Source organism: Pseudomonas sp. zfem003, assembly GCF_032621675.1.
Taxonomy (GTDB): domain Bacteria; phylum Pseudomonadota; class Gammaproteobacteria; order Pseudomonadales; family Pseudomonadaceae; genus Metapseudomonas; species Metapseudomonas otitidis.
Genome location: NZ_JAVYJG010000004.1, coordinates 186,165 through 212,453, shown reverse-complemented (window position 1 = coordinate 212,453; position 26,289 = coordinate 186,165). Strand labels below are relative to the sequence as shown.

The following is a 26,289-nucleotide window of genomic DNA, read 5'->3' as shown; positions in this document are numbered from 1 at the left end:
CTGGCTATCCCTCCGGACTAAATCCCCCGGGCCTCCATCCGTTTCCCAGGCAGCCCTCCGTGGTCGTCGCACCGGCGGTCGCGGGTCGTCAGCCAGCCCGGAAGCCCCGCATGCCCACACCTCGACAGCTGCTCGCCGCGCCCCTGCTCGCCCTCCCCCTGCTGGCCCTGGTGGCCTGGACCCAAGCCCCACGGTCGGCCCACCCGGACAGCGTCGCCGTCACCCTGGCGGACCTGGAGAGCAGCGTCAGCGCCCTCGGCACCCTGCAGCCCCGGCACTACGTCGATGTCGGCGCCCAGGCCTCCGGGCAGATCCTCAAGCTCCACGTGGAGCCCGGCGACAGCGTGCGCCAGGGCGACCTGCTGGTGGAGATCGACCCGTCCACCCAGCAGGCCAAGGTGGATGCCGGGCGCTACTCCATCCAGACCCTCGAAGCCCAGCTCGCCGAGCAGCGCGCCCAGCACGACCTGGCCAACCAGCAGCACGCCCGCCAGCGCACCCTGCTCGCCGGCGGCGCCGGCCGTGAAGAAGACCTGCAGGTGGCCCAGGCCCAGGTCCGCGCCACCCGCGCCCGCATCGACATGATCCGCGCCCAGATCGACCAGGCCCGCGCCACCCTGCGCAGCGACGAAGCCGAACTGGGCTACACGCGCATCTATGCGCCCCTCTCCGGCACCGTGGTGGCCCTGGACGCGCGGGTCGGCCAGACCCTCAACGCCCAGCAGCAGACCCCGCTCATCCTGCGCATCGCCCAGCTTTCGCCCATGACCCTCTGGGCCCAGGTGTCCGAAGCCGACATCGGCCGCATCCAGGCCGGCATGCCCGCCTGGTTCAGCACCCTGGGCGGCGGCGGACGGCGCTGGGACGCGAAGGTGCGGCAGATCCTGCCGCTGCCGCCACGGCCCCTGGAGCAGCTCAGCCAGGGCGGCGGCAGCCCCACCGCCGGTGGCGGCCGCGTGGTGCTCTACACCGTGCTGCTGGACGTGGACAACCCCGACGGCGCCCTGATGACCGACATGACCGCCCAGGTGCAGTTCGTCGAAGGCCACGCCCGCAACGCCCTGACCATCCCCCTGGCGGCCCTGCGCGACGGCGACCGCGTGCGGGTGGTGAACGAGCGCGGCGCCGTCGAGGAACGCCAGCTGCGCATCGGCCTGCGGGACCGCATGCGCGTCCAGGTGCTCACCGGCCTGGCCGAAGGCGAACGGCTGCTGGTAGGCGACGAGGCCCACGAAGGATGAACGGCGAACCGCCCCTGCTGGAGCTGCAGGACGTCCGCAAGCGCTACGGCGGCAACGGCGCCCCCGAGGTGGAGGTGCTGCGCGGCGTCTCCCTGTGCATCCAGGCCGGCGAATACGTCGCCATCGTCGGCGCCTCCGGCTCCGGCAAATCCACCCTGATGAACATCCTCGGCTGCCTGGACCGCCCCAGTGACGGGCACTACCGCTTCGCCGGGCGCGACGTGGCGCAGCTCGACGCCGACGCCCTGGCCTGGCTGCGCCGCGAAGCCTTCGGCTTCGTCTTCCAGGGCTACCACCTGATCCCCGCCGCCTCCGCCCGCGAGAACGTCGAAGTGCCCGCCCTCTACGCCGGCACCCCCGCCCCGCAACGCGCCGCCCGCGCCCGCGACCTGCTGCAGCGCCTGGGCCTGGGCAGCCGCAGCGACAACCGCCCGCACCAGCTCTCCGGGGGCCAGCAGCAGCGGGTCTCGATCGCCCGTGCGCTGATGAACGGCGGCCACGTGATCCTCGCCGACGAACCCACCGGCGCACTGGACAGCCAGAGCGGCGAAGACGTCATGCACCTGCTCGACGCCCTGTCCGCCGAAGGCCACACCCTGCTGCTGATCACCCACGACCGCCAGGTGGCGGCACGGGCCCGACGGGTGATCGAAGTGCGCGACGGGCAGATCCTCAGCGACAGCGGCACCGACCCCGCCATCAGCCCCCGGGCACGGCCCGCCAGCCAGCTGCGCGAACGCCTGGAGCAGCCCAGCCTCGTCCCCGCCGGCGTCTGGGCCGGCGAGCTGCTCGATGCCCTGCGCGCCGCCTGGCGGATGATGGGCGTCAACCGCTTCCGCACCGCACTGACCCTGCTCGGCATCGTCATCGGCGTCGCCTCGGTGGTGGTCATGCTGGCCATCGGTGAGGGCAGCAAGCGCCAGGTCATGGCGCAGATGGGCGCCTTCGGCTCCAACATCATCTACCTCTCCGGCTACCCCCCAGCGCCTCGGCTGCCGGAAGGGGTTATCACCCTCGACGACATCGCCGCGCTGTCCACCCTGCCCCAGGTGCGGCGGATCATGCCGGTGATCGGTGGCGAACTGCTGGTGCGCTACGGCAACCGCGACATCACCCCCTACGTGCGCGGCAACGGCGTGGACTTCCCCGAGATCCTCAACTGGCCGGTGGCCAGCGGGCGCTACTTCGACGCCCGGGAAGAAGCCGAAGCGGCGCCGGTGGCGGTGATCGGGCAGAAGGTGCGCGACACCCTGTTCCCCGGCCTCGACCCGGTGGGCCGTGACCTGCTCATCGGCCAGGTGCCATTCCGCGTCATCGGCACCCTGGTGGCCAAGGGCGCCAGCTCCGGCGACGAAGATGCCGACAACCAGGTGGTGGTGCCCTACTCCGCCGCCAGCATCCGCCTGTTCGGCAAGCCCGACCCGGCGTTCGTCGTGGTCGCCGCTGCCGATGCCAGCCGGGTGCAGGCCACCGAAGCGGCGCTGGACCGCTTGCTGCTGCGCCTGCACCGGGGCGTACGGGACTTCGAGCTGACCAACAACGCCGCCCTGATCCAGGCCGAGGCCAGCACCCGCAACAGCCTCTCGCTGATGCTCGCCGCCATCGCCGCCATCTCCCTGCTGGTGGGTGGCATCGGCGTGATGAACGTGATGCTCATGACCGTGCGCGAACGCACCCGCGAGATCGGCATCCGCATCGCCACCGGCGCCCGCCAGCGCGACATCCTCCGCCAGTTCCTCACCGAGGCCTCGCTGCTCTCCATCACCGGCGGCGGGCTCGGCCTGCTGCTGGCCGGCCTGGTGGGCGGCCTGCTGCTGCTCACCGACGTGGCCCTGGGCTTCTCCCTGCTCGCCGCCCTCGGCGCCTTCGGCTGCGCCCTGGCCACCGGCGTCCTGTTCGGCTACATGCCGGCCCGCAAGGCCGCGCGCCTCGACCCGGTAACCGCACTCACCCAACCATGACCGACGCCAAGCCCCTCCTCGCCCTGCTGTGCCTGACCCTGGCCGCCTGCACCCGCCAGGCGCCGGTCGAACCCGCCGCCCTCACCCCGCCACCCCGGTGGCAGGCAGCCGTCCCGGATGCGGCCGTCAGCGTCCGCGACTGGTGGCGTCACTTCAACGACCCGGCCCTGGAGCGCCTGGTCCAGACGGCACGCGCCGGCAGCCACGACCTGGCCGCCGGCCGCGCCCGCCTGCGCCAGGCCCGGGCCGCCGTCACCCAGGCCCGCGCACCGCTGTTGCCCGAACTCAAGGCCGACCTCAGCGCCAACCAGCAACGCCTGCTCCGCGGCCCGGGTTACAGCCAGTTGGATGCCAGCCGCGAGCAGCCGCGCTACCACAGCTTTGGCGGCCTGCTGAACGCCAGCTACGAACTCGACCTGTGGGGTGGCAAGGCCGCCGCCCTGGCCAGTGCCGAACAGGGCTACGCCGCCAGCCGCTTCGACCAGGCCGCCCTGGAGCTGACCCTGGAAAGCGCCGTGGCCAGCGCCTACCTCACGCTCCAGGCCCTCACGGAGCAGCAGCGGATCGCCCGGCAGAACCGCGACAACGCCCGCCAGGTCCTGGAACTGGTGCAGACCCGGCATGCCGCCGGTGCCGCCGGCACCGTGGAGCTGGCCCAGCAGCAGGGCCTGCTGGCCGCCCGCGAACGCGAGCACGCACGCCTCCGGCAACAGCAGCAGGAGGCCCGGGTCGCCCTCGCCGCCTTGCTCGGCCAGCCCGTGCAGCAGCTGCAGGTCAGCGACCAGGGCTTCGAACGCCTCGCCAATCCAACCCTCGACCCCGGCCTGCCCAGCGCGCTGCTGGCCCGGCGCCCGGACATCGCCGCCGCCGAAGCCCGCCTGGCCGCCGCCGAGGCCGATATCGCCGTGGCCCGCGCCGCCCTGCTGCCGAGCCTCAGCCTCACCGCCGCCCTGGGCAGCGGTGCCGACCAGTTCCCCGACCTGCTGCGCAACCCCTACACCAACCTGGGCGTGGCCCTCAGCGCACCGATCTTCAACGCCGGCCGCCTGGACGCCGTGCACCAGCAACGCCAGGCGCGCCAGGCGGAGCTGCTGGCCACCTACCAGGGCGCCATCGTCAACGCCTTCGCCGACGTCGAACGCGCCCTGCTGGCCCTGGAGGGCAGCGCCCACCAGCAACGCTGGCAAGCCGAAGAGCGCGACCGCGCCCGGCAGGCGTTCGAACTGGCCGAACGCCGCTACCGGGCAGGAGCGGAGACCTGGCTGACGGTGCTGGAGACCCAGCGCAGCCTGTTCCAGGCCGAAGACGCCGCCGTGCAGGTGCGCCTCGCGCAACTGCAGGCCAGCGTCAGCCTCTACAAGGCCCTCGGCGGCGGCTGGCAGCCGCCCGAGGGCTGAGGCGGGATCAGGTGGCGTCGGCGTGGCTGACCAGGCCCTTCACCAGCACGGCGGCGGTGGCCAGGGCGGCCGGCAGTACCAGGGCGGTGAGCACCTGCTCGAAGTTCCAGCCCAGGCCCAGCAGGGTGGCGCCGATCCAGGCACCGAGGATGGCGCCGAAGCGGCCGATGCCGAGCATCCAGGACACACCGGTGGCGCGGCCCTGGGTCGGGTAGAAGCGTGCCGCGAGGGACGGCATGGCCGACTGCGCGCCGTTGATGCACATGCCCGCCACCAGCACCAGGGTGGCCAGCAGGGTCATCTGGCCCAGGCTCTGGCCGACGAGCCAGGCAAAGACCCCGGCCAGCAGGTAGAACACGCCGATCACCCGGTGCGGGTCGAAACGGTCCATCGCCCAGCCCACGCCCACCGCACTGAGCACCCCGCCCAGCTGGAACAGTGCACCGATGGAGGCGGCCTGCTCCAGGCTCGCGCCGCTGTCGCGCAGCAGGGTCGGCAGCCAGCTGGTGAGCAGGTAGACGATCACCAGCCCCATGAAGTAGGTCAGCCACAGCAGCAGGGTGCCGGCGCTGTAGGTGCCGGAGAAGATCACCCGGAACACGTTGCGGCTCTGCACCGTCTGCTGCTCCGGCACGCTGAAGCCGCTGGCCACGGCCACTTCACTCGGGGCGATGGGCGCCAGCACGCGGCGAACGCGTTCATCGCCCTTGTTGCGCACCACCAGGTAGCGTGCCGACTCGGGCAGCCACAACAGCAGCACCAGGGTCAGCAGCAGCGGCAGCAGGCCGCCGATCAGCAGCAGGCTGTGCCAGCCGAACGCCGGGATCAGCTTGGCGGAGACGAAGCCACCCCCGGCCATGCCCAGGTTGAAGCCGCAGAACATGCTGGTCACCAGCAGCGACTTGAGGCGCTCGGGGGTGTACTCGGAGAGCAGCGTGGTGGCGTTGGGCATCGCCGCCCCCAGCCCCAGGCCGGTGAGGAAGCGCAGCACCAGCAGCTGGTCGACGTTGGCGCTGAAGGCCGAGAACAGGCTGAACAGCCCGAACAGGAACACCGCCCCCACCAGCACCAGCTTGCGCCCGAAGCGGTCGGCCAGCGGGCCGGAACCGAGGGCACCGAAGACCATGCCGATCAGCGCGGCGCTCATCACCGGGCCGAGGCTGGCACGGTCGATGCCCCACTCCTGGGTCAGGGCCGGGGCGATGAAGCCCATGGCAGCGGTGTCGAGGCCGTCGAGGAAGACGATGAGGAAGCACAGCAGGACGACGCGCCACTGGTAGGCGGACAACGGCTGGGCATTGATGAAGCGCTGGACATCGAGGGTGCCCGCAACGGGCACGTGGGCTTGGCTGGTCATGCAAGGATTCCTGCTGGGGCCTGGCACCCGCGACCTCTTGCAAGGTGACGACCGGGACCGGCTCGGACTGGACAGGAATGAGGGCGTGCACGGCCGCTCGGTGGCGGCAGGAACGGTCTCTCATTGTTCTTATGGGCCCGACCGCCAGGCGGCGGGCTGTGCAGACGTTACGGAGAGCGCCCCGGGGGTTCAATTCGATAATCGGCAAAGCGTTCGATAGTCGAACAGGTTCAGCCGGGTGGGCGCGGCCTTCCCGGCCGCGCAGCGTCACCTCAGTGGAACAGGCGGGTACTGAGTTCCTTGCTGGCTTCCAGCAGCACCGGCAAGAAGCGGTTCTCCAGCTCCTGACGGGACACCCGGCCGGCGTGGGTGCCCACGTTCAGCGCGGCCAGCACCTGGCCGGCGGAGTCCTTCAGCGGCACCGCGACGGAGCGCAGGCCCATTTCCAGCTCCTGGTCGATGATCACCCAGCCCTGGCGGCGGATCTCCTCGACGCTGGCGCGCAGGCCGTCGGGGGTGCAGACGGTGCGGCTGGTCTTCACCTGCAGGTCGGCGTGCTCCAGGTAGTCATCCAGGGCCGCGTCGTCCAGGGCGGCCAGCAGGATGCGGCCCATGGAGGTGCAGTAGGCCGGCAGGCGGCTGCCGACGCTGAGGTCCACCGAGATGAGCCGCTGGGGCGTGGCCGAACGGGCGATGTAGAGAATCTCGTCGCCTTCCAGGGTGGCCATGGAGCAGGCCTCGTGCAGTTGCTCGCTGAGGCGGTCGAGGATCGGCTGGGCCGTCACCGCCAAGGGCGTCGAGGACAGGTAGGCGTGGCCCAGGGTCAGCACCTTGGGCAGCAGCGAATAGGTGCGCCCGTCGGTGGTGACGTAGCCCAGCTTCATCAGCGTGTGCAGGCACCGGCGCACGGCGGCGCGGGGAATCTCGGTGCGGTGGCTGATCTGGGCGATGGTCAGGTGGCGCTTGCGCTCCTGGAAGGCGTGGATCACCGCCAGGCCACGTGCCAGGGAGGTCATGAAGTTGGGGTCCCCGGTGAAGGCCTCGATGCGCTTGGCCGGCGAGGCGACGATGGGCGGCGCCAGGGGGGTCAGGGGAGCACGCGTTTCTTCGGTCATTGTTGTTGTCCTGTGTGGAGTCGCGGTCGCAGCAGGCGGTCGATTATCGAACCGAAGTTCGATAATCGCAATTGACCCCCGGCGCGGCCGTCCGTACGTTCTGCGCCGCCGGGGAGCGCGCGGTTCGATCAGGTGCCGCGCCCTTCCGGGCAGGGCCCTGCCCACAAGGCAGTGCCCACCTCCCCCCGCAGACGCCACCACCCCGGCGCGCCATCCGCGCGCCCGGGGCTGGCACTGCGCAGCGCTCAGTGCATCAGGCCGATGAACAGGCTGATGCTGCCGAAGGCCAGCACGGTGCAGGCCACCAGCGCCGCCGCGCAGCGCCCTTCCTGGCCGAAGCGCTGGCCGAGGATGGGGTAGATGCTCATCATCGGCGCGCTGGCGAAGAGCACCCCGGCCACCTTCAGCATCGGGTCCGTCGGCGGCAGCAGCTGGAAGCACAGCAGCACCACCAGCGGGTGCAGCACCAGCTTGCCGAGGCTCAGTTGCGCCACGTCCGCCAGCAGGCCGCCGGCACGCAGGCCGAGCAGACTGGCGCCGATGACGAACAGCGCCACCGGGGCGGAAGCCGAGGCCAGCATGTCCACCACCCGCGCCGGCACCGCGGGCAGCCGCACCTCCAGCAGCGCCAGCAGCAGGCCGACGCTGATGCCGATGATCACCGGGTTGCGCAGCAGCCGCAGGAAGGTGTCGCGCAGCGCATCGCGCAGGCGGCTGCCGCCCTGCTGGCCCATCTCGGCCAGGCCCAGGGCCAGGGGGATCATCAGCAGGTTCTCCACCAGCATGTTCAGCGCCAGGGCCACCCCCGCCGTAGGGCCGACCACCAGGGCGACAATGGGGTAGCCGATGAAACCGCTGTTGGACACCGACATCCCCAGCGCCGTGATGGCCGATGCGCTCAACGGCTCGCCCCGCACCAGCCGGGTGAACAGCAGGCCGCCCCAGAACACCAGTTGCGAGCCCAGCCCGTAAGCCAGCAGGTAGCCCAGGTCGAGGACCTCGCCCAGGGGCCGCTGCAGCAGCGCGTGGACCACCAGCGCCGGCAGCGCGAAGGTGATGACGAAGCGGCCCATGCCCTGGGCCTGGACCTGGGTCACCAGGCCGAAGCGTGCGGAGAGAAAGCCCAGGCCGATAAGGATGAAGATCGGCGCGGTGATGGCGAGTATCTGCAGCATGTTCAATCCGGAAAGTCGGGGTGCAGCGGGCGCAGTTGCCCGAGCCGGCTGCGGGTTCGTGAGAAGTCCATGTGCGGCTTGCCCCGGCACAGGGCGTCGAGGTCCGCCTCGCTGGTCAGCAGCAGGCGCGTGCCGGCGTCGTAGGCGATGTCCACCAGGTTGACGAAGCGCTGCTGGACGTCGATGGCCTCCTCGCCCAGGCACGGCACCTCGCTGATGGCGAGGTGGCGGAACTGCCGGCACAGCCAGAGGAAGTCGGCACTGGAGCGCGGGTCCCGGCAGAGCCTGTCGAAGGCGATCCAGGCCCGGTCAGCGCTTGCAGCCCGGACCGGCAGCGGGCGGTGGTTGACCGTCAGCACCTGGCCATCCGCCGCCTCGAGCCCCAGGCGGGCGGCGATCCATCCCTCGCCAAAGGCCGACTGCGGCCAGGCGTACTCGCCCCAGGCCTCCCGCTCGCCGCCACGCTGGCGGTAGTCCTCGCCGCCGTCCAGGTGGATCACCTCGAAGCGTTTCTCGATCAGGGCGATGGCGGGTTTGAAGCGCTCCCGGTACAGCGGGTTCGGGCACAGGCCGTCCGGGTGGTAGTTGGAGGTGCACACCAGGCCGACGCCCTCCTCCACCAGCACCTTGAGCAGGCGCCCGAGCAGCACCGCATCGCCGATGTCATGGACGTGGAACTCGTCGAAGCACAGCAGCGGCGCCTCCCCGGCCAGCGCACGGGCCGCCAGGGCCAGCGGGTCCGGCTGGCCGGCGAAGGCGGCGATGCGCCCCTGCAGTTCCTGCAGGAAGGCGTGGAAATGCACCCGCCGCTTGCCCGGCACCGGGGCCGCGTCGAAGAAGGCGTCCATCACGAAGCTCTTGCCGCGCCCCACGCCGCCCCACAGGTAGAGACCGGCCGGCAGCCTCCGCAGCCAGCCGCTGCGCCCCGCCACAAACGCCTCCAGCCATTGGCCGAGACGGGCAATGGCGGTGCGTTGTGCGGGGTCGGCCCGGTAGCCCCGGGCCTCCAGCGCCGACTCGAAGTGCCGCTGGATGCGCTGGCCGATGGGTTCGGTCAGCGCATCGGGCACGGGTGCCGGTTCCCTAGAAGTCAAAGAACACCGTTTCCCCTTCACCCTGGATGCGGATGTCGAAGCGGTAGGCCAGGCGCCCCTCCACTTCGCAGCGACGCGCTACCAGCGTTTCGCGGCGTTGCGGCTGCTCGATCAGGTTGAGCACCGGGTCCGCCGCGTTGGCCTGGGCCTCGTCCTCGAAGTACAGGCGGGTCTGCAGGTGGATGTTGATGCCCCGGGCGAACAGCGACACGTTGATGTGCGGCGCCATGGGCACCCCGGCGGCGTTCTTCACCACGCCGGGCTTGATGGTGTGCAGGGTCCACTCACCGGCGTCGAAGGTGGTGGCGGTACGGCCGAAGCTGTTGAACGGCTTCTCCAGGTCGAAGGCGGTGTCGTACACGCCCTCGTGGTTGGCCTGCCAGAACTCCAGGAAGGAGTCGCGCACCAGGTGGCCGTTACCGTCGTGGACGTGGCCGATCAGCACGATGTGTTCACCCGGCGCGCCGGGCTTGGCCATGCGGTTCCAGATCTCCTGGTCGCGGGTCGGGTTGCCGGCGGCTTCGAGGGCCAGGCCGATGTGCACGTAGGGGCCGGCGGTCTGGGAAGGGGTTTCCGGCAGCAGTTCGATGGGCATGCGGGTGTCTCCTCAGCGGTTCTCGAAGTGGGTCTTGCGCTGGCCGCGCAGCACGATGTCGAAGCGGTAGGCCAGGCAGTCCATGGGGTTGGCGTTGCCCATGTCCAGCTTGGCGATCAGCGTCTGCACGGCATCAGGGTTGGCGATGCTCTTGACGATGGGGCACAGCGGGATGAGCGGGTCGCCTTCGAAATACAGCTGGGTGATCAGCCGGGTGGAGATGGACGGGCCGCTGATGGAGAAATGGATGTGCGCGGGGCGCCAGTCGTTCGGGCCGTTGCGCCAGGGGTACGGGCCCGGCTTGACGGTGCGGAAGATGTAGCGGCCCTCGCTGTCGGTCAGGGCACGGCCGACACCGCCGAAGTTGGGGTCCAGGGGCGCCAGGTAGCGGTCGTTCTTGTGGCGGTAGCGGCCGCCGGCGTTGGCCTGCCACATCTCCACCAGGGTGTGGGGGATCGGCTTGCCGTACTGGTCCATGACCCGGCCGGAGACGACGATGCGCTCACCGATGGGCAGGCCGCCGTGGTTGAAGTTCAGCAGCAGGTCGTTGTCGTGCTCGCCCATCTTCAGGTGGGAGAAGTCCGGGCCGGTGGTTTCCGACAGCGATTGCGGGATGCTCACCAGCGCCTGGCGCGGGGAGCGCGGCACGGAGGTCTTGTAGTCGGGGGTCAGGGCCTTGGGGTGCCAATTACGGTCGCGGATGACAAAGCGGCTTTCCGAGGGAAGATCGGCCATGTCGGTCTCCTGTTGTTCGAGTTGTGGAGGCTGCCAGGCAGCGGGCGGTTGGCAGTCTCGCCGCTGGGACACGGCCCGTGAACTGAAAAGAACACCGCCAGGCATAACCGCTGGGTTATGGGCGAATCAGGCACCGCCCGACTCCGGGTAGTGGCCGTCCCGGTAGTCCTGCCCCAGTTCCCGCAGCACCTCCACGCACCAGTGGGCGGCCAGGGGCAGCGGCAGCGCGGCGTTGCTGCAGATGCCCACCGAGCCGCCGGGCTCGCGGATGCCCAGGTCCAGCTCCACCAGCTCGCCGCGCCGCAGGTCCAGCTGCACCGCGTCGTAGGGGGCGATCCAGATCGCCTCGCCGGTCTGCACGTAGCGACGGCTCAGGGCCACCGACAGGGTCTCCAGGCGCTGGCGCGGCTGCTCCACGCCGCACTGCACGAAGAAGGCATCGGCGTACTTGCGGATGGTGGTCCCGGCCAGCGGCAGCACCAGCGGGAAGCCCTGCAGGGCCTCGCGCACCACGGGCGCCGCCAGCAGCGGGTGGCCGGGGCGCACCACCAGGGTCATCGACTCGCTGTACAGGTGCTCGAACACCAGCCCCTGGATCTGCGGGCTGTCGGTCATGCGCCCCACCACCAGGTCCAGCTCGCCCAGGTGCAGCTGCGACAGCAGCCAGGCGCTGGGGCCGGTGATCACGCTGGCCACCAGCGACGGGTGGCGCGCATGCAGGCGGCGCACCGCTTCGGGCACCAGCAGACTCTCCACGGTGGACAGCACCCCCAGGCGCAGCGTGGCCGACTCGTGCTCGCCGCTGCGCAGGCTGTTCACCCCGTCCCGCAGGGCCTGCACGCAGGGCCCGGCATAACGCATGAAGGCCACCCCCGCCTCGCTCAGGGTGACCCCGCCATGGCCACGCACGAACAGGCTGGCGCCCAGCAGGTCCTCCAGCTCGCGCAGGGTCTTGGAGATGGCCGGCTGGCTGACCGCCAGCTTGTCCGCCGCGCGCGCCAAAGTGCCCTGGCGCGCCACTTCGAGGAAGCACACCAGGTGACGGAACTTGATGCGGGTGTCGATGTTCACGGGCAGGTCCAGGCAGGGCAATGCGCGCAAGCCTAGCGTCAGATGGGGCTCAGGCCAACCAATTGGTTATGGCCAAGCGTTCAGCCTCCCAGCGCCAGGCAGGCCGACAGGAACAGCAGCACCGCCATGGCCCGGTTGAACCGCCGCTGCGCCCGGTGCCCCGGCAACAGCCGTGCGCTGCCCGCTCCCAGCAGCGCCCAGGCCCCCATGCAGGGCAGCGACACCAGCAGGAACACCAGCGCCAGCTGCAGCACCCGGATGGCCAGGTCCCCGGCGCCGGGCAGGTAAACGCCCATCACCACCAGCGCAGTCATCCACACCTTGGGGTTCACCAGTTGCAGCCCCATCGCGCCGGCCACGCCCAGGGGCCGGCCGGCGTCCGGGCCGAGGTCGCTGCCGGCGCTGCGGTACAGGCCCCAGGCGAGCCAGCAGAGCCAGGCGAAGCCGGCGACCTTCATCGCCAGCTGCAGGGCCGGCAGCCGCAGCAGCACCTCCCCCAGGCCGAGGCCGACCAGGGCCAGGACAGCGGTGGCCGCCGAGCAGGCACCGAGCACGATGGGCCACACCCGGCGCAGTCCGAAACGCGCGGCGTTGCCCAGCACCAGCAGGTTGGTGGGGCCGGGGGTGATGGAGGCGACGAAGGCGAAGAGTGCGAAGGGTGACAGCGTGTCCATGGTGGGCTCCGGAGTGGGGAGCCCCCATCTTCCGGCCCGCCGGCCGCTCAGTCTGGAAGGCGTGTGCAGCGCCGACGGTAGTCCGCCGGGGTCAGCCGGTAGGCACGGCGGAACCAGCGCCCCAGGTGGCTCTGGTCGGCAAAGCCGAGCGCGCTGGCCACCTCGGCGGGCGTCTGCCCCCGGGCCAGCAGTTGCCGCGCCCGGCTCAGGCGCAGCTGGATCAGGTAGGCGTGGGGTGCCAGGCCGAAGGCGGCCTTGAAGGCGCGGCTGAGGCGGAAGCGGTCCACCCCCACGGCCAGCGCCAGGTCGTCCAGGCCGATGTCCTCACCCAGGTGGGCCTGCAGGTAGTCCCGCGCCCGCAGCGCCACCAGCGGCAGGCGCGGGTCCTGGCGCTGCCGGCTGCGCCAGTGCAGGTGGTCGGTCATGCGCACCAGCAACTGGTCCACCGCGGCCTGGCGCAGCATGCGCAGCTCCTGCTGGTGCAGGGCGCGAAAGGCGGTCAGCGTCGCCAGCGCCAGCTGCGGGTCGCTGGCGAGGGTGCCCGCGAAGCTGGGCTGGCAATGGGCCGGGGCGTCCTCGAACAGGCTGCGCAGCTCGCGCTCCAGCCAGTCCGGCTCCAGGTAGAGCATGGAATAGGTGAAGCCATCCTCGGTGGGCGCATGCCCGTCATGGACCTCCCCCGGCTCCAGCAGGAACACCTGGCCCGGGGTGCTGGTGTGCCGGGCACGCCGGCAATGGAACTGCTGCACGCCCTGCTCGGTGACACCCACCAGGTAGCTGTCGTGCCAGTGCGGGTCGTAGGCGTGCCCGCGAAAGTGCGCGCGCAGCGTCTCGATGCCGGTGCCGGCATCCTGCTTGAGGTCGATCCAGTTGCCATCCGTCATGGGCGCGCTCCGCTCAGCCAGGGGGCCATCCTGCACCGCAGGGGGTGCGGCCCGCCATTATCGGCCGCCCAGCGGCGCTGTCTGGAAGATTCGTGCAGCTCAATCGGCGGCCTGGGCGTACCAGGCGCGGATCTGTTCGAGGCTGGCGGTCACCCCGCCGCAGACCACCACCAGCACGTCGTCGACATCTTCCAGCGCCGGGCATTCCCCGTAGAGCGCGGCCAGCGCTGCGCCGCAGGCCGGCTCCACCAGCAGGCGGTGATCGTCGAGGAAGCGCTCGCAGGCCTGCAGTGCCTCGCGGTCGCTGACCCGATGGCTGCGCACCGGGTGCAGCCGGGCCAGTTCGACGGCACGGTCGCACACGCGGCGCGCCGCCAAGGAGCCGGCGCAGGTGGCCAGGGTGTCCAGGGTCACCGCCGTGCCGGCCTCCCGTGCGGCGGCGAAGGACGCGGCGCCCCGGGTTTCCACCGTCACCACCGGCACATCGTCCCAGCCGTTGCGGCGCAGGCCCTCCACCACGCCGCTGAACAGGCCGCCACCGCCCACCGAGAGCACCACGGCGCCGGGCCGGGGGCCCTGGCGCACGGCCTCGTCCACCAGGCTGGCGTGGCCGCTCCAGAGCAGCGGGTCATCGAAGGGGTGGATGAAGGCGTCCTCCGGGCCCACCAGGGACAGCGCCAGTTCGTTGGCCTCGTGCCAGGCGGCGCCGTGCACCCGCAGGTCCGCGCCTTCGCGGCGCAGGGCTTCGCGGGCGCGCTCCGGCGTGTTCTCCGGCACCACCACCGTCACCGGGACGCCCAGCTGGCGCCCGGCAAACGCCATCGCCAGCCCGGCATTGCCCCCGGAGGAGCAGATGAAACGCCGCTTGCCCGCCCGCGCGTGCACCTCGCAGGCGGCACCGACGCCACGGATCTTGAACGAACCGGGCGGCTGCAGCGCCTCCAGCTTGAGCCGGACGCGCCGCCCGGCGGCTGCGGAGAGCGGGTGGGAGTGGATCAACGGGGTTTCGATGTGCAAGGCCATGGCAACGCTCGGGCAGGAAGGACTCGCCGAAGGTGCCGCCCGCCAGCGGGGCGGTCTTGTACGTTATTGCGCTCAGGCCCGGCGACGCAGGGTGCCGAAGCACAGGCGCGCGCCCACGGCGCCTTCGAACTCCTCCGCCAGGGCCCGGCTGAGGGCCCGCACCGCCGGGGCGCCATCCAGCTCGCGGGCCGGTACGCAGAGGGTGAACACGTCGCCCAGGGCGCGGTGGGTGAATTGCAGGGCCAGCTCCGCCACGCCGTGGCGGGAGACCTCGCAGCGGTAGTCCGGCAAATGGAGGGTGAACAAGCGGGCTATGTCGTCCTTGGCCAGTTTCATCGGTTCGCTCCCTGCGATCGTTTCAAGAGCCGACCCGGCGGGTCGGGATACAGGAGCCTAGGCCAGCCGGCAGCGGAATGTTGTCGGCTGGTTCAAGGAAATCCGCTGGCACTGGTCCGCCAGTCAGACGGGAGTCACCCGGGGCCGGCCCACCAGGACGAAGGCCAGCAGCGCCAGCGCCGGCAGCCCCGCGCCAAGCCCGGCGACCAGCAACCAGCCGCCCTGTTCGTAGGCCAGGCTGGCCACCGCCGAGCCCAGGGCGCCGCCGATGAAGATGCTGGTCATGTACAGCGCGTTGAGGCGTCCGCGGCTGCTGGCGTCCAGGGCGTAGACCTCGCGCTGGCCGAGCACCATGTTCATCTGCACGGCGAAGTCCAGCAGCACCCCGGTCAGCGCCAGCCCCACCACGCCCAGGGGCAGGCCCGGCAAGCCGGGGATGAAGCTCAGCACCGCCAGCCCCATCGCCAGGAACGACAGGCGCTGAGTGTGCCCGGCGTCCGCCAGGCGCCCGGCGATGGGGGCCGCGATGGCGCCGATGGCCCCCACCAGGGCGAACAGGGCGATCTGCGACTGCGACAGGCCGTGAACCCGCGCCAGTTCCACGGGCGCCGTGGTCCAGAACAGGCTGAACGCGGCGAACAGCAACGCCTGGTACAACGCCCGGCGGCGCAGCACCGGCTCGCGCTGGAGCAGGTGCCAGAGGGAGGCCAGCAACTGGCCGTAGCTGGCCTTGTGGGCCGGGCGATGGTCGGGCAGCGCCACGCGCACCACCCCGGCGATCAGCAGCATCAGGCCCGCCGCCGCGAAAAACACCGTGCGCCAGCCGAAGTGGTCCGCCACCAGGCTGGACAGCGGCCGCGCCAGCAGGATGCCCAGCAGCAGGCCGCCCATGATGCCGCCCACCACCCGGCCACGACTGGCCTCGGGTGCCAGGTGCGCCGCCAGGGGGATCAGCATCTGCACCGACACCGAGCTGAAGCCGATCAGCGCCGAGGCCAGCAGCAGCCCGCCCGGCCGCTCGGTGAAGCCCACCGCCAGCAGGCTGAAGAAAGTCACCGCCAGGGTCGCCAGCACCAGCCGGCGGTTCTCCAGCAGGTCCGCCAGGGGCACCAGGAAGAACAGCCCCAGGGCATAGCCGACCTGGGTCAGGGAGACGATCAGGCTGGCGCCGTGGCTGGACAGCCCCACATCCGGGGCGATCAGTTCGATGATCGGCTGGGCGTAGTAGATGTTCGCCACGATGGCGCCGCAGCACAGCGCGAAGAGCATCACCAACCCGCGCCCCAGGGCATGGGCAACGGGTGGGTGGGCAAGGGTCTGGGTGTTCATCGCAATCCTCGGGTTGGCAGGGAACCTGGCGCCAAGGTTATGCGCCCCGCCCCAGCGACTGAATCCGCCCCTGCCGCAACGTGGCGTTGCGTGCGGCGCAACGGAGCTTCACACCTGCTCCGCCACGAACGCCATGAACGCGGCGATACGCCGCGAACCCCGGTGATTGGGCAGGTACAGGGCGGTCACCTGGGGCTGCGAGTCGTCCGGGTTGACCGACCAGCCGGGCAGCAGTTCGCACAGGCGCCCGTCCGCCAGCTCCACCTCGGCGAGCCAGTCGGGCAGCAGCGCCAGGCCGGCGCCGGCCAGGGCCGCGTCACGCAGGACGTCGATGTTGTTACTGCGCAGACGGCCGTGCACCGGCACCTGCAGGCGCGTCCCGGCGGCGTCGTGGAAGGTCCAGCACTGCCGGGCGCGGCCGAAGTCGAAGCGCAGGCAGTCATGCCCGGCCAGCTCCCGGGGGTGCTCCGGCGTGCCGCGCTGGGCCAGGTAGCCGGGGCTGGCCACCACGCGGCGACGGAACTGCCCGAGGGGCCGCGCCACCACGCCGTCCATGGGCGCCGGCACGCCGAGGCGGATGGACACGTCGACACGCTCCCCCAGCAGGTCGACGATCTCGTCGGTCAGGGCCAGGTCCAGCTCCAGGCGCGGGTACTGCTGCAGCCAGGCGCCCAGGCGCGGCGACAGCCGGTGGCGGCCGAAGGATACCGGCGCGGAGACCCGCAGCGGCCCGCTGGGCTCGTCCCCGCCATCGCTCACGGCGGCGTCGGCCTCGGCCAGCTGTTCGAGGATCTGCCGCGCGCTGAGGTAATAGCTGGTGCCCGCCTCGGTCACCGTGACCTGGCGCGGCGAACGGTTCAGCAGCACCGCGCCCAGCTCGCGCTCCAGCCCGTCCACCGCGCGGGTCACCGAGGAGGTGGCCAGCCCCAACTGGCGGGCGGCAGCGGAAAAGCCCCGGCAATCGACGGTGGCGACGAACAGCTTGAGGGCCAGCAACTTGTCCATCTCAGGCTCCTTGGGACGGGGTCAGGGGGAAGCAGGCCTCGATGGCCTCGCGAACCAGCGCCACGGCGCGGTCCTCCAGGGCGCGAGGTCGCCAGCCCAGCTCGATGGGGTAGCGCCGCAGCGCAAGCGGGCAGGCCAGCACCCGCAACCCGCTGACGCGGGCCACCGCTTCGGCGGCATGGGCCGGCACCGTGGCCAGGGCCGGCGTGCCCTTGAGCAGGTAGGGCAAGGCGGCGAAGTGGGTGGTGGAGGCCAGCACCCGGCGGCTGCGCCCGAGGGCGGCCAGGGCCTCGTCGACGATGCCGATGAAGCCGCCGGAGGAAATCAGCAGGTGCGGGCTGGCGACGAAGCGTTCCAGGTCCAGCGCCCCGGCATCGCCGAACCCCTCGGGGTCGACCACGCAGGCGTAGCCGCCCTCCCCCAGCAAGGCGCGGCTCAGGCCCTGGCTGGTGATGCCGCCGGAGGTGATCGCCAGGTCCACCTGGCGCTCCATCAGCGCGGCGTTGACGATCTGGCTGTGGGTCTGGCGGAAGATCAGCCGCAGCTGCGGCGCCCGCCGTGCCACCTGGGCCAGCAGCCGGGGCGCGAGGGCGATCTCGAAGTCGTCGGAGAGCCCCACCGTCACCGAGCGTCCGCTGAAGTCGCCGCCCTCCGGGGCCACCAGGTCCAGGCTCTGGCGCACCCGGTCCAGGGCCTCGCTGATCACCGGCTTGAGCTGGTCCGCCAGCAGGGTCGGCGCCAGGCCGCGCCCGGTGCGCTGGAACAGCGCATCGCCGTAGAGCAGGCGCAGGCGCCCGAGGGCCGCGCTGACCGCCGACTGGGTCAGCCCCAGGCGCACCGAGGCGCGGCTGGCGCTGCCTTCTTCGTGGAGGGCCTCGAAGACCTTGAGCAGGTTCAGGTCGGCCTGTTCGATATTCATGCGCTTCATATCGATTAGCAGCGAATCGCCATTCATTGCGGGAAGCGGGGCTTATAGCATCCCCGTCATCCCTCACCAAGCAAGGACCCACGCCATGCCCCGCCGCACCGTCGCCGCCCTGCAGATCGGCTCCCTGCCGGAAGGCAAGCAGGCCACCCTGGACCTCATCCTCTCCTACGAACAGGCCATCCGCGACGCCGGGGCCGCCCTGGTGGTGATGCCCGAGGCGCTGCTGGGCGGCTACCCCAAGGGCGAGATCTTCGGCACCCGCCTGGGCTATCGCCTGCCGGAGGGGCGCGAGGCCTTCGCCCGCTACCACGCCAACGCCATCGACGTGCCGGGCGCCGAGACCGAGGCCCTGGCAGGCCTCTCCGCCCGCACCGGCGCCAGCCTGGTGCTGGGGGTGATCGAGCGCGCGGGCAGCTCGCTGTACTGCACGGCGCTGTTCTTCGAGCCCGGCGAAGGCCTGGTGGCACGGCACCGCAAGCTGATGCCCACGGGCACCGAGCGGCTGATCTGGGCCAAGGGCGACGGCTCCACCCTGCCGGTGGTGGACAGCGCAGCCGGCCGCCTGGGCGCCGCCATCTGCTGGGAGAACCACATGCCGCTGCTGCGCACCGCCATGTACGCCAAGGGCGTGGAACTGTGGTGCGCACCGACGGTGGACGAGCGCGAGGTGTGGCAATGCTCCATGCGCCACATCGCCCATGAGGGCCGCTGCTTCGTGATCAGCGCCTGCCAGGTGCAGCCCTCGCCCCGCGAGCTGGGCATCGAGGTGCCGGGCTGGGATGACGACCGCCCGCTGATCCAGGGCGGCAGCGTGATCGTCGACCCGCTGGGCGAGGTGCTCGCCGGCCCGCTGCGCAACGCCACCGGCCTGCTCTGCGCCGAGGTGGACACCGACCAGCTGACCCGCGCCCGCTACGACTTCGACGTGGTCGGCCACTACGCCCGCCCCGACGTCTTCGAACTGCGGGTGGACGAACGCGCCAAGCCCGGCGTGCGCTTCGAACGGGACCAGTGAGGCGCAGGAGGCGTGCTTGACTCTGTAGCCACTCCAGGCTTGATGATGCCGCCTCCCCCACCTCGCAAGGACAGCCCCATGACCCAGACACCCACCGCTCCCCCCCGTGCCCGCTGGCTGGAGCGACGCATCCCGCCGCCGCTGGTGGGGCTGGCCTGCGCCGCGCTGATGGACGGCCTGGCCCGGGTCACGCCGGGCCTGCCCTTCGCCCTGCCCCCGGCGCTGCGGCTGCTGCTCGCGCTGCTGGTGCTGGCCGCCGGCGTAGCGGTCTGCCTGGCCGGTGCCCTGGCCTTCCGCCAGGCCCGCACCACGGTCAACCCGATCCACCCCGAGCGCACCTCGGCCCTGGTCATCCGCGGCATCTACCACCGCACCCGCAACCCCATGTACCTGGGCTTCGCCCTGATGCTGCTGGGCTGGGGCCTGTGGCTCGCCGCGCCCTTCGCCCTGGCGGGCGTGGTGCTGTTCATGCTGTACATCGAGCGCTACCAGATCCCGCCGGAGGAACGCATGCTCGAACAGCTCTTCGGCGCCGACTACCTGGCCTACCGCGAGCAGGTCCGGCGCTGGCTGTAGCCCCGTGAAAAGGCGCTCGCGAGGCGATGGACGGCATCGCGGGCGCCCCCTAAACTGGCCGCTCGCCATCACTCCCCGCGCGGCCCATGACCCGACTCGAACCCTTCGAATCCCCTGCCCGGCCGCGTACGCGCCACATCCCGCCCGGCCAGATGCCGGCCTTCCGCCGCTACGTGCTCGAACGCCACGGGCGCTTCCTGCTGGCGATCAACTTCATCGCGATGATCGCCTACGACTCCTACGTCCTGGCCGACGCGCTGCTGATCCCGGACATGGCCTGGAACTCGCTGCTGCTGCGCGGCGGCCTGAGCCTGATCGGGCTGCTCAACATCTTCCTGGTGTTCCGCTACTGCCGGAGCGTGCTGGTGCGGGACATGCTGATGCCGTTCCACGACATCGTCTCCACCGTCGCCTGGTTCGAGCTGCTCAAGGCCAGCAGTTCGCCGGACGTGCCCACCTTCCTCTACGCCTCGGTGGTGTTCATCGTCCTCGGCAACCTGGGGGTGCGCTACTCGTTCCGGGGCATCCTCGCCTGCTCGATGATCATCACCGGGGTGATCTTCTGGAACGTGTGGCTGCTCCACCCGGGGAACCCCAAGGCGGTGATGATCTTCGCCCTGGTGTTCGTGCCGGTGCTGATCTTCAGCCTGGCCATCAGCTGGACGAACATCGCCGGGGTGCGCCAGGCCTTCCTGTCCGAGCAGGAGGAGCGCCGCCAGCGCGAGGAACTGGCGCTGCTCAACCAGCGCCTGCAGGAGATGGCCAGCACCGACGCCCTCACCCGGGTCGGCAACCGCCGCGCCTTCGACCAGCACCTGGACGAGCACTGGCAGCAGATGGGCCGCAACGGCCGCCCCTTCGCCCTGCTGATGGCCGACATCGACTACTTCAAGCCCTACAACGACCACTACGGCCACCCGGCCGGGGACCAGTGCCTGCGCCAGGTGGCGGAGGCCATGGGCAGTGCGCTGCGCAGTGGGCAGGCGGAGATCTTCCGCTACGGCGGCGAGGAGTTCGTGGTGCTGCTGCAGGTCAGCGACGCGCAGGAGCTGCTGGCCATCGCCGAGCGCCTGCGCCGCGAGGTGGCGGACCTGGGGATCGACCATGGCCACCGCCCGGACGGCCTGGACCACCTCACCATCAGCCTCGGCGGCGGCCTCTCCAGCGCGCCAGGGCTGGCCCATCCCCAGGACCTGCTGGCGCGCTGCGACCAGCTGCTCTACCAGGCCAAGCAGGCCGGTCGCAACCAGGCCCGCCTCGCCTCCCACGCCTGAAGCGCCCGGCGCCTCAGGTGTGCGACCAGCGCTGGTAGAGCCCCCGCGCGGCGGCATCCAGGGCAAAGCCCAGCACGCCGATCAGCAGCACCATGGCCATCAGCTCCGAATAGGCCAGGCGGTCGCGGGTATCGAGGATGTAGTAGCCGAGCCCGGCACTGACCCCGAGCATTTCGCAGGGCACCAGCACGATCCAGAGGATGCCGATGGCCAGGCGCACGCCGGTCAGCACGTGGCCGAGCACGCCGGGCACGATCACCTTCAGCAGCATTTCCCGGCGGGTGGCGCTCAGGCTGCGGGCCAGCTGCAGCCAGCGCGGGTCCAGCTGGCGCACCCCGGCCGCGGTGTTGAGCAGGATCGGCCAGACGGCGGCGAAGGCCAGCAGGAAGTAGATGGGCTGGTCGCCCACCCCCATCAGCATCACCGCGATGGGCATCCAGGACAGCGGCGAGATCATCCGCAGGAACTGGAAGGCCGGCGTGGTGGCCGCCTCCAGGTTGCGCGAGCTGCCCACCAGCAGCCCCAGGGGCACGCCCACCAGCAGCGCCAGGGACAGCCCGACGAGGATGCGCTTGAGGCTCACCCACACGTGCTCGTACAGCTCGCCACGGTGCAGCAGCTCCTGCAGGCTGGCCAGGGTCTGCTGGGGCGAGAAGCGCGCGGCCAGGCCGTCGTCCCCGCCCCCGGCCGCCACGCCGAGCCACCACAGCAGGCCCAGGGCGGCCAGGCCGCCGAGGCCGAGGAACAGGCGGTTCAGGTTCAAACGGCGATCTCCTCGGTGCGCTCGAAGCCGCCGCCCAGGCCGAACGCCTCCAGCCCGCCGACGCCGGCCAGGGCCGCCCGCACGAAGCGGTCGTCCACCAGGTCGGCGGCGGTGGCCTTGGGGTCGAGCCCGGCGAGGAAGGACTTGTCGCCCTGGATCAGGGTGTCCTTCAGGCGGCTGACCAGCTCCTCGGTGTAGCTGGGGAAGGGATAGGGCTGGAAGTCGATGCGCTGCTCGTCCCACGCGGCATGGCGGATGGCACCGCTCTTCACGTAGCCGTCGCGCTCGCCGGCCGCCGGGGCCAGCACCTTGCCCAGCACCTCGGAGGCGTGGGGGGTGTAGCGGTTGGCGCCGTCCTTGGACAGCAGCTTCGCCGCCTCGGCACGGTTCTCGCGGGTCCAGAGCTGCGCCTTGACGATGGCGTTGACCACCTTCTGCGACCACTCGGGGCGGTTGTTCAGGTCGTGTTCGTGCATGAACACCACGCAGCAGGCGTGGTTGCGCCAGACGTCCCCGGTGAAGCGCTGCACCCGGCCGACCTTGAGGTTCTCCGCCAGGGCGTTGAACGGCTCGGCGACGATGTAGCCGTCGATGCGCTTGCTGGCCAGGGCCGGCGGCATGTCCGAGGGCGGCAGCACCACCAGGTTGACCTCGTTGGCGGCCAGGGCCGCGCCCACCGGCTTGCTCACCGGCACCAGGCCGCTGTCGCGCAACAGCTGCTGCACCACCACGTTGTGGATGGAGTACCAGAAGGGAATCGCCACGGTGCGCCCACCCAGCTGGGCCACCTGCTCGATGCCCGGCGCCACGGTGAGGCCGGAGCCGCCGACGTGGTTCCAGGCCACCACCTTGGCCGGCACCTTGCTGCCGTAGCGGGCCCAGACGGTCATCGGCGACAGCAGGTGGATGACGTTCACCTGGCCGGAGATGAAGGCCTCGATCACCTGCGCCCAGCTGCGCAGCAGCACCGGGCGCTCGGCCTTGATGCCCTCGGCCTCGAACAGGCCGTTGGCGTGGGCCACCAGCAGCGGCGTGGCGTCGGTGATCGGCAGGTAGCCGATGCGCACCGGCGCGTCGGGCTCGGCGGCCGCGCGGGCCTGCAGGCTGGTGAGCAGCGGCAGCGCGCCGGCGGCGGTCAGCAGCGCGCCGAGCTTGAGGATGTCACGTCGGGAATGAGAGGGATCGTCCAGGCACATCGTGGGCCTCCGTATCAGGGGTTGGGGTTCCGTTTCCGCGGCTGGCCCGCCGTAGGGTCTTGAGGATGTCGACGCGCAAGGCCCCCAATTCCTCCACCCGCTCCGCCCGTGGCTGGGGCAGGTCCGGGGTCCACTCGCCGAGGATCCGCGCCGGGGTGTCGCCCAGTAGCAGGATGCGGTCGGAGAGCAGCAGGGCCTCGTCGATGTCATGGGTGATCAGCACGGCGGCGGTGCGCTGCTCGTGGATCAGTCGCAGCAGCAGTTGCTGCATGTCGGCGCGGGTCACCTCGTCCAGCGCGCCGAAGGGTTCGTCCAGCAGCAGCACCTCGGGGCGCCGTGCCAGGCAGCGGGCCAGCGCGGTGCGCTGGGCCATGCCGCCGGAGAGCTGCGCGGGGAAATGGCCACGGGCGTGGGCCAGGCCCACGGCGGCGATGGCCTGCTCCACCCGCGCCTTGCGTTCGGCGGCAGCCAGCTTGGGCTGGCGGGCGAAATCCAGGCCGAAGGCCACGTTCTTCTCCAGGTTCAGCCAGGGCAGCAGGCTCGGGTCCTGGAAGGCCACCGCCACGCGCGGGTGGGGGCCGTCCAGCGGCTCGCCATGGAGCCGCACCTGCCCACCGCAGGGCTGCTGCAGGCCCGCCAGCACCCGCAGCAGGCTGGATTTGCCGACGCCGCTGGGGCCGAGGATGGACACCACCTCCCCCGGCGCCAGCTGCAGGTCGAAGCGCGCCAGCACCTCCTGGCGCTGGTTGCCGCGCAGGTAGCCGAGGCGGATGCCCTCGGCCGTCAGCAACCCGTCGCTCACGCCACCACCTCGCGGGCCTGGCGGTTCAGTTCGGTACGCAGCTGCACCAGGCTGGGGGTGACGATGGGCACGAAGGCCGACTCCCGCCAGCGCCGCGCGAAGCCCGCACCGTGCTCGCTCAGGTAGGCCTTGCCACCGCTGGCCTGCAGCTCCAGCTGGATGGCGTCGGCGACGCTCTCCGCCAGGCCGATGCGCAGGCGGAACTGCGCAGCCGGCTGGGCGAGGAAGCGGCCTTCGTCCAGCCCCTGGTGCAGTTCGCGGGCCAGGGCCTCCAGGCGGGTGCGCTGCGCGCCCAGCTCGGCCTCCAGCAGGGCCCGGCCACCGCCGTCGCCGAGGTGCGCCTGCACCTCGTCCAGGCAGCGCCGCGCCAGGCCGAGGGCCATGCCGCATTGCAGGCCGAGGAAGGCCGGGCGTACCCCCGGGAGGAAACGCCGGGCGTCTTCGTGCAGCAGCCAGGCGCGATCGAGTTCCACCCCGGCCAGGTCGAGGGCAGCGGTGTTGCTGCCCTCCAGGCCGAGCAGGTCGAGGTCGGCGGAGCGCGCCAGGCCCGCCAGACCGTCGGGGATCGCCAGCACCAGCGGCGGCTGGCCCTCCCCGGCCTCCACGGCGGCGGCCACCAGGAAGCCCTGGCGGCGCAGGTTGGTCACCCAGGGCAGGCGCCCGTCCAGGCGCCAGCCGCTCTCGGTGGCCTGGCTGCGCACCTGCAGCGCCTCGACGCCGCTGAGGAACTTCATGGCGTTGGACAGGCCGGTGGCACCGGCCACGCGGCCGGCCAGCAGGTCGCCCAGCAGGCGCTCGCGCAGGGCCTCGTTGGGGGTGTGCAGCACGTATTCGATGAAGGCGCGCTGCCCCCACAGCACGAAGGCGGCGGTGAGCGAGTGGCCAGCCACGGCGGCGACCGTCTCGATGGCGTCGTGCAGGGTGCCGCCATCGCCGCCCAGGGCGCGGTCCACGCCGACCTTGGGCAGGCCGGCCTGGCTGAGCGCGTGCAGCAGGGTGTCGGGGTCGCAGGCGCCGGTGTCGAGCGCCTCGGCCTGGCTGTCGAGCCAGTGGCTCAGGTTGGGGTCCAGCATGTCGATCTCCTGATCATCGGCGTCCGGGGCTCAGGCCCCCGGACGTTGCCAGCGGTACCTGGCCAGCTCGTCATTGAGCGGCGTACGGGCGAAGACGTTGGCGAAGTTGCAAAGCGTAGCCAGGCTCACGCCGAGGATCACCTCCAGGGCGTTGCCGTCGGTGAAGCCGGCTGCGCGGAAGGCGGCGAAGTCAGCGTCGCTGACATCGCCCCGGGTGGCGATCACGGCCTGGGTGAAGGCCGCCAGGGCCTCCAGGCGCGCCTCGGGCAGGGGCGCCATTTCCCGCAGGGCACTGACCACCTCGGCCGGCAGTTTGGCCTTGTTGGTGGCGACGGCAGTGTGCCCGGCTACGCAGAAATCGCAGCCGTGGCGAGTTGCCGCAACCAGTTGCACCACTTCCCTTTCGGCCAGGTTCAGCTCAGCCTTGCCGTTCAGCGCCGAGACGGTGACGTAGGTTTCCAGGGCCGCCGGCGCATTGGCCAGCACCCCCAGCAGGTTGGGGATGAAGCCGGAGTTCTTCAGGGCGTTTTCGAGGAACGGGCGCGCCGCTTCGGGGGCGCTGTCGAGGGTCTGTACGGGCACACGGGACATGGAGTCTTCTCCTGGGTCGGTTCGGGTGCCGAAAAGTCTGTTGGTAATAAGAAACCCGTTCAATATTCTAAAGTCGCTATCACTTGCTCCTGAGTCTTTCCCTTAGATGAATTCATCCAGCCCCCTGGTCGATTGGTTATTAGAGAACCTCGAACTCGACACCAGCCTCTTCCACGTCGGCCGTTACTGCGGCGGCTGGCACGCCAGCACCCAGGGCCTGGCACGCGCCAGCTTCCACCTGGTGGTGCAGGGGCATTGCTGGCTGCACCTGGACGACGGCAACGAGGCGCTGCGCCTGGAGAGCGGCGACGCGGTGTTCCTGCTGCGCGACCTGGCCTACCGGCTTTCCGGCGAGGCGACGGCGGAGGCCGCCCGCGCCCAGCCGAAGGGCACCATGCAGGCCCTGGAGCCGGCCGCCGGGGACGGCGTGGGGCTGGTGTGCGGGTTCTTCCACTTCCGCCAGGGCCTGTCGGCGCTGATCGTCGAGTCGCTGCCGCCGTGGATCGTGCTGCGCAGGGGCGACCCCTCCCTGGCCGCTGCGCGCAGCCTGTTCGAGCTGATCCTGCAGGAGTGCGCGCGCCTTCCGGCGCCCTCGCCGGCCCTGCTGGAGCGCCTCAGCCACCTGCTGTTCCTCTACGTGCTGCGCCAGCAGGTGATGGACAACACCCGCCTCGGCGGACTCGCCGCGCTGGCGCGCCAGCCGGCCTTCGCCGGGCTGCTGGAACAGCTGATCGCCCAGCCCGGCCGGGCCTGGAGCCTGGAGGAGATGGCGGCCTGCACCGGGCTGTCGCGCTCGGCGTTCTTCAAGCGCTTCCAGGAGCTGGCGGGGGAATCACCGGGGCACGTGCTGCTGGCATTGCGCATGCGCCAGGCGTGCCGCCTGCTGGACAGCGGGCGGATGGTGGCCGAGGTGGCGGATGCCGTCGGCTACCAGTCGGTGGCGGCCTTCACCCGCGCCTTTCACAAGGTCACCGGGGTGCAGCCGGGGGCGTACCGCAAGTCGTCGGGGCAGCGCGGCTAGGCGACCACCCGGCGGCCGGCTGAAACCCCGCGCCGGCCAGGCAGCTCTACCGTTCGGA

26 protein-coding genes are annotated in these 26,289 nt (G+C 71.3%); 7 read left to right on the top strand and 19 right to left on the bottom strand.

Annotated elements, in window-relative coordinates; genetic code table 11:
* The first annotated feature begins 110 nt into the window (after nucleotides 1-110).
* From RTK35_RS10105 to RTK35_RS10095, 3 genes are read left to right on the top strand one after another with little or no spacing between them, the layout of a single operon-like run.
* The gene (locus tag RTK35_RS10105; RefSeq protein ID WP_074972096.1) at nucleotides 111-1,241 is read left to right on the top strand and encodes an efflux RND transporter periplasmic adaptor subunit; all 1,131 of its coding nucleotides are present in this window, start codon (nucleotides 111-113) and stop codon (nucleotides 1,239-1,241) included.
* Nucleotides 1,238-3,202, top strand: coding sequence for a MacB family efflux pump subunit (locus RTK35_RS10100; protein WP_316907908.1), 1,965 nt, complete (start codon nucleotides 1,238-1,240; stop codon nucleotides 3,200-3,202). Before RTK35_RS10105 ends, RTK35_RS10100 begins: the two co-directional genes overlap by 4 nt.
* Nucleotides 3,199-4,599 carry an efflux transporter outer membrane subunit gene (locus RTK35_RS10095; RefSeq protein ID WP_316907907.1) on the top strand — a complete coding sequence of 467 codons (1,401 nt, stop codon included), beginning with the start codon at nucleotides 3,199-3,201 and terminating at the stop codon, nucleotides 4,597-4,599. The genes RTK35_RS10100 and RTK35_RS10095 overlap by 4 nt, the downstream gene beginning before the upstream one ends.
* Before the next feature lie 7 nt (nucleotides 4,600-4,606).
* Here RTK35_RS10095 and RTK35_RS10090 read toward each other — a convergent pair whose 3' ends face one another.
* The 14 genes from RTK35_RS10090 to RTK35_RS10025 all read right to left on the bottom strand — a co-directional run bounded on the left by RTK35_RS10090 (nucleotide 4,607) and on the right by RTK35_RS10025 (nucleotide 17,920).
* Nucleotides 4,607-5,956: an MFS transporter gene (locus tag RTK35_RS10090; protein WP_044399527.1), complete on the bottom strand. Its 1,350-nt coding sequence runs from the start codon at nucleotides 5,954-5,956 to the stop codon at nucleotides 4,607-4,609.
* Between the two features lie 272 nt (nucleotides 5,957-6,228).
* The gene (locus tag RTK35_RS10085; protein ID WP_044399529.1) at nucleotides 6,229-7,071 is read right to left on the bottom strand and encodes an IclR family transcriptional regulator C-terminal domain-containing protein; all 843 of its coding nucleotides are present in this window, start codon (nucleotides 7,069-7,071) and stop codon (nucleotides 6,229-6,231) included.
* A 245-nt stretch (nucleotides 7,072-7,316) separates the two neighbouring features.
* Nucleotides 7,317-8,246, bottom strand: coding sequence for an AEC family transporter (locus tag RTK35_RS10080; protein ID WP_074972087.1), 930 nt, complete (start codon nucleotides 8,244-8,246; stop codon nucleotides 7,317-7,319).
* 2 nt (nucleotides 8,247-8,248) lie between these two features.
* The gene (gene zapE / locus RTK35_RS10075) at nucleotides 8,249-9,316 is read right to left on the bottom strand and encodes a cell division protein ZapE (protein ID WP_233473234.1); all 1,068 of its coding nucleotides are present in this window, start codon (nucleotides 9,314-9,316) and stop codon (nucleotides 8,249-8,251) included.
* 13 nt (nucleotides 9,317-9,329) lie between these two features.
* Nucleotides 9,330-9,935 carry a protocatechuate 3,4-dioxygenase subunit alpha gene (pcaG, locus tag RTK35_RS10070; protein ID WP_316907906.1) on the bottom strand — a complete coding sequence of 202 codons (606 nt, stop codon included), beginning with the start codon at nucleotides 9,933-9,935 and terminating at the stop codon, nucleotides 9,330-9,332.
* Nucleotides 9,936-9,947: 12 nt separating this feature from the next.
* Complete coding sequence (gene pcaH, locus RTK35_RS10065; RefSeq protein WP_044399542.1) at nucleotides 9,948-10,670, bottom strand: protocatechuate 3,4-dioxygenase subunit beta; 723 nt, start codon at nucleotides 10,668-10,670, stop codon at nucleotides 9,948-9,950.
* 126 nt (nucleotides 10,671-10,796) lie between these two features.
* Nucleotides 10,797-11,741 carry a pca operon transcription factor PcaQ gene (gene pcaQ, locus RTK35_RS10060; RefSeq protein WP_316907905.1) on the bottom strand — a complete coding sequence of 315 codons (945 nt, stop codon included), beginning with the start codon at nucleotides 11,739-11,741 and terminating at the stop codon, nucleotides 10,797-10,799.
* Nucleotides 11,742-11,821: 80 nt separating this feature from the next.
* Entirely contained in the window at nucleotides 11,822-12,415 is a 594-nt protein-coding gene (locus RTK35_RS10055) for a LysE family translocator (protein WP_107331124.1), read from the bottom strand.
* A gap of 47 nt (nucleotides 12,416-12,462) precedes the next feature.
* Nucleotides 12,463-13,299, bottom strand: coding sequence for an AraC family transcriptional regulator (locus RTK35_RS10050; protein WP_316907904.1), 837 nt, complete (start codon nucleotides 13,297-13,299; stop codon nucleotides 12,463-12,465).
* A gap of 99 nt (nucleotides 13,300-13,398) precedes the next feature.
* Nucleotides 13,399-14,322: a pyridoxal-phosphate dependent enzyme gene (locus tag RTK35_RS10045; RefSeq protein ID WP_316907903.1), complete on the bottom strand. Its 924-nt coding sequence runs from the start codon at nucleotides 14,320-14,322 to the stop codon at nucleotides 13,399-13,401.
* 72 nt (nucleotides 14,323-14,394) lie between these two features.
* Nucleotides 14,395-14,658 (bottom strand): hypothetical protein, encoded by a 264-nt coding sequence (locus tag RTK35_RS10040; protein WP_069565791.1) that lies wholly within the window; start codon nucleotides 14,656-14,658, stop codon nucleotides 14,395-14,397.
* A gap of 123 nt (nucleotides 14,659-14,781) precedes the next feature.
* A complete protein-coding gene (locus RTK35_RS10035; RefSeq protein WP_074972077.1) occupies nucleotides 14,782-15,987 on the bottom strand; it encodes an MFS transporter in 1,206 nt (401 codons plus the stop codon).
* Nucleotides 15,988-16,095: 108 nt separating this feature from the next.
* A complete protein-coding gene (locus RTK35_RS10030; RefSeq protein ID WP_316907902.1) occupies nucleotides 16,096-16,992 on the bottom strand; it encodes a LysR family transcriptional regulator in 897 nt (298 codons plus the stop codon).
* 1 nt (nucleotide 16,993) lies between these two features.
* On the bottom strand, nucleotides 16,994-17,920 hold the full coding sequence (locus tag RTK35_RS10025) for a LysR family transcriptional regulator (RefSeq protein WP_074972074.1): 927 nt from the start codon (nucleotides 17,918-17,920) through the stop codon (nucleotides 16,994-16,996).
* 85 nt (nucleotides 17,921-18,005) lie between these two features.
* Here RTK35_RS10025 and RTK35_RS10020 point away from each other — a divergent pair, with 85 nt between their 5' ends.
* The 3 genes from RTK35_RS10020 to RTK35_RS10010 all read left to right on the top strand — a co-directional run bounded on the left by RTK35_RS10020 (nucleotide 18,006) and on the right by RTK35_RS10010 (nucleotide 20,785).
* Nucleotides 18,006-18,935: a carbon-nitrogen hydrolase family protein gene (locus RTK35_RS10020; protein ID WP_044399570.1), complete on the top strand. Its 930-nt coding sequence runs from the start codon at nucleotides 18,006-18,008 to the stop codon at nucleotides 18,933-18,935.
* A 78-nt stretch (nucleotides 18,936-19,013) separates the two neighbouring features.
* Nucleotides 19,014-19,511 carry a methyltransferase family protein gene (locus tag RTK35_RS10015; protein WP_410478642.1) on the top strand — a complete coding sequence of 166 codons (498 nt, stop codon included), beginning with the start codon at nucleotides 19,014-19,016 and terminating at the stop codon, nucleotides 19,509-19,511.
* An 86-nt stretch (nucleotides 19,512-19,597) separates the two neighbouring features.
* Nucleotides 19,598-20,785, top strand: coding sequence for a GGDEF domain-containing protein (locus RTK35_RS10010; RefSeq protein WP_316907901.1), 1,188 nt, complete (start codon nucleotides 19,598-19,600; stop codon nucleotides 20,783-20,785).
* Nucleotides 20,786-20,798: 13 nt separating this feature from the next.
* Here the strand turns inward: RTK35_RS10010 and RTK35_RS10005 are convergent, their stop codons facing one another.
* From RTK35_RS10005 to RTK35_RS09985, 5 genes are read right to left on the bottom strand one after another with little or no spacing between them, the layout of a single operon-like run.
* Nucleotides 20,799-21,548: an ABC transporter permease gene (locus RTK35_RS10005; RefSeq protein ID WP_044399579.1), complete on the bottom strand. Its 750-nt coding sequence runs from the start codon at nucleotides 21,546-21,548 to the stop codon at nucleotides 20,799-20,801.
* Nucleotides 21,545-22,744 carry an ABC transporter substrate-binding protein gene (locus RTK35_RS10000; RefSeq protein ID WP_165666720.1) on the bottom strand — a complete coding sequence of 400 codons (1,200 nt, stop codon included), beginning with the start codon at nucleotides 22,742-22,744 and terminating at the stop codon, nucleotides 21,545-21,547. Before RTK35_RS10000 ends, RTK35_RS10005 begins: the two co-directional genes overlap by 4 nt.
* The gene (locus RTK35_RS09995; protein ID WP_044399587.1) at nucleotides 22,710-23,546 is read right to left on the bottom strand and encodes an ABC transporter ATP-binding protein; all 837 of its coding nucleotides are present in this window, start codon (nucleotides 23,544-23,546) and stop codon (nucleotides 22,710-22,712) included. The genes RTK35_RS10000 and RTK35_RS09995 overlap by 35 nt, the downstream gene beginning before the upstream one ends.
* Nucleotides 23,543-24,619, bottom strand: coding sequence for an acyl-CoA dehydrogenase family protein (locus RTK35_RS09990; protein ID WP_316907900.1), 1,077 nt, complete (start codon nucleotides 24,617-24,619; stop codon nucleotides 23,543-23,545). The genes RTK35_RS09995 and RTK35_RS09990 overlap by 4 nt, the downstream gene beginning before the upstream one ends.
* Before the next feature lie 30 nt (nucleotides 24,620-24,649).
* Complete coding sequence (locus RTK35_RS09985; protein WP_044399592.1) at nucleotides 24,650-25,210, bottom strand: carboxymuconolactone decarboxylase family protein; 561 nt, start codon at nucleotides 25,208-25,210, stop codon at nucleotides 24,650-24,652.
* Between the two features lie 106 nt (nucleotides 25,211-25,316).
* Here RTK35_RS09985 and RTK35_RS09980 point away from each other — a divergent pair, with 106 nt between their 5' ends.
* Nucleotides 25,317-26,231 (top strand): AraC family transcriptional regulator, encoded by a 915-nt coding sequence (locus RTK35_RS09980; protein ID WP_316907899.1) that lies wholly within the window; start codon nucleotides 25,317-25,319, stop codon nucleotides 26,229-26,231.
* Nucleotides 26,232-26,289 lie beyond the last annotated feature (58 nt).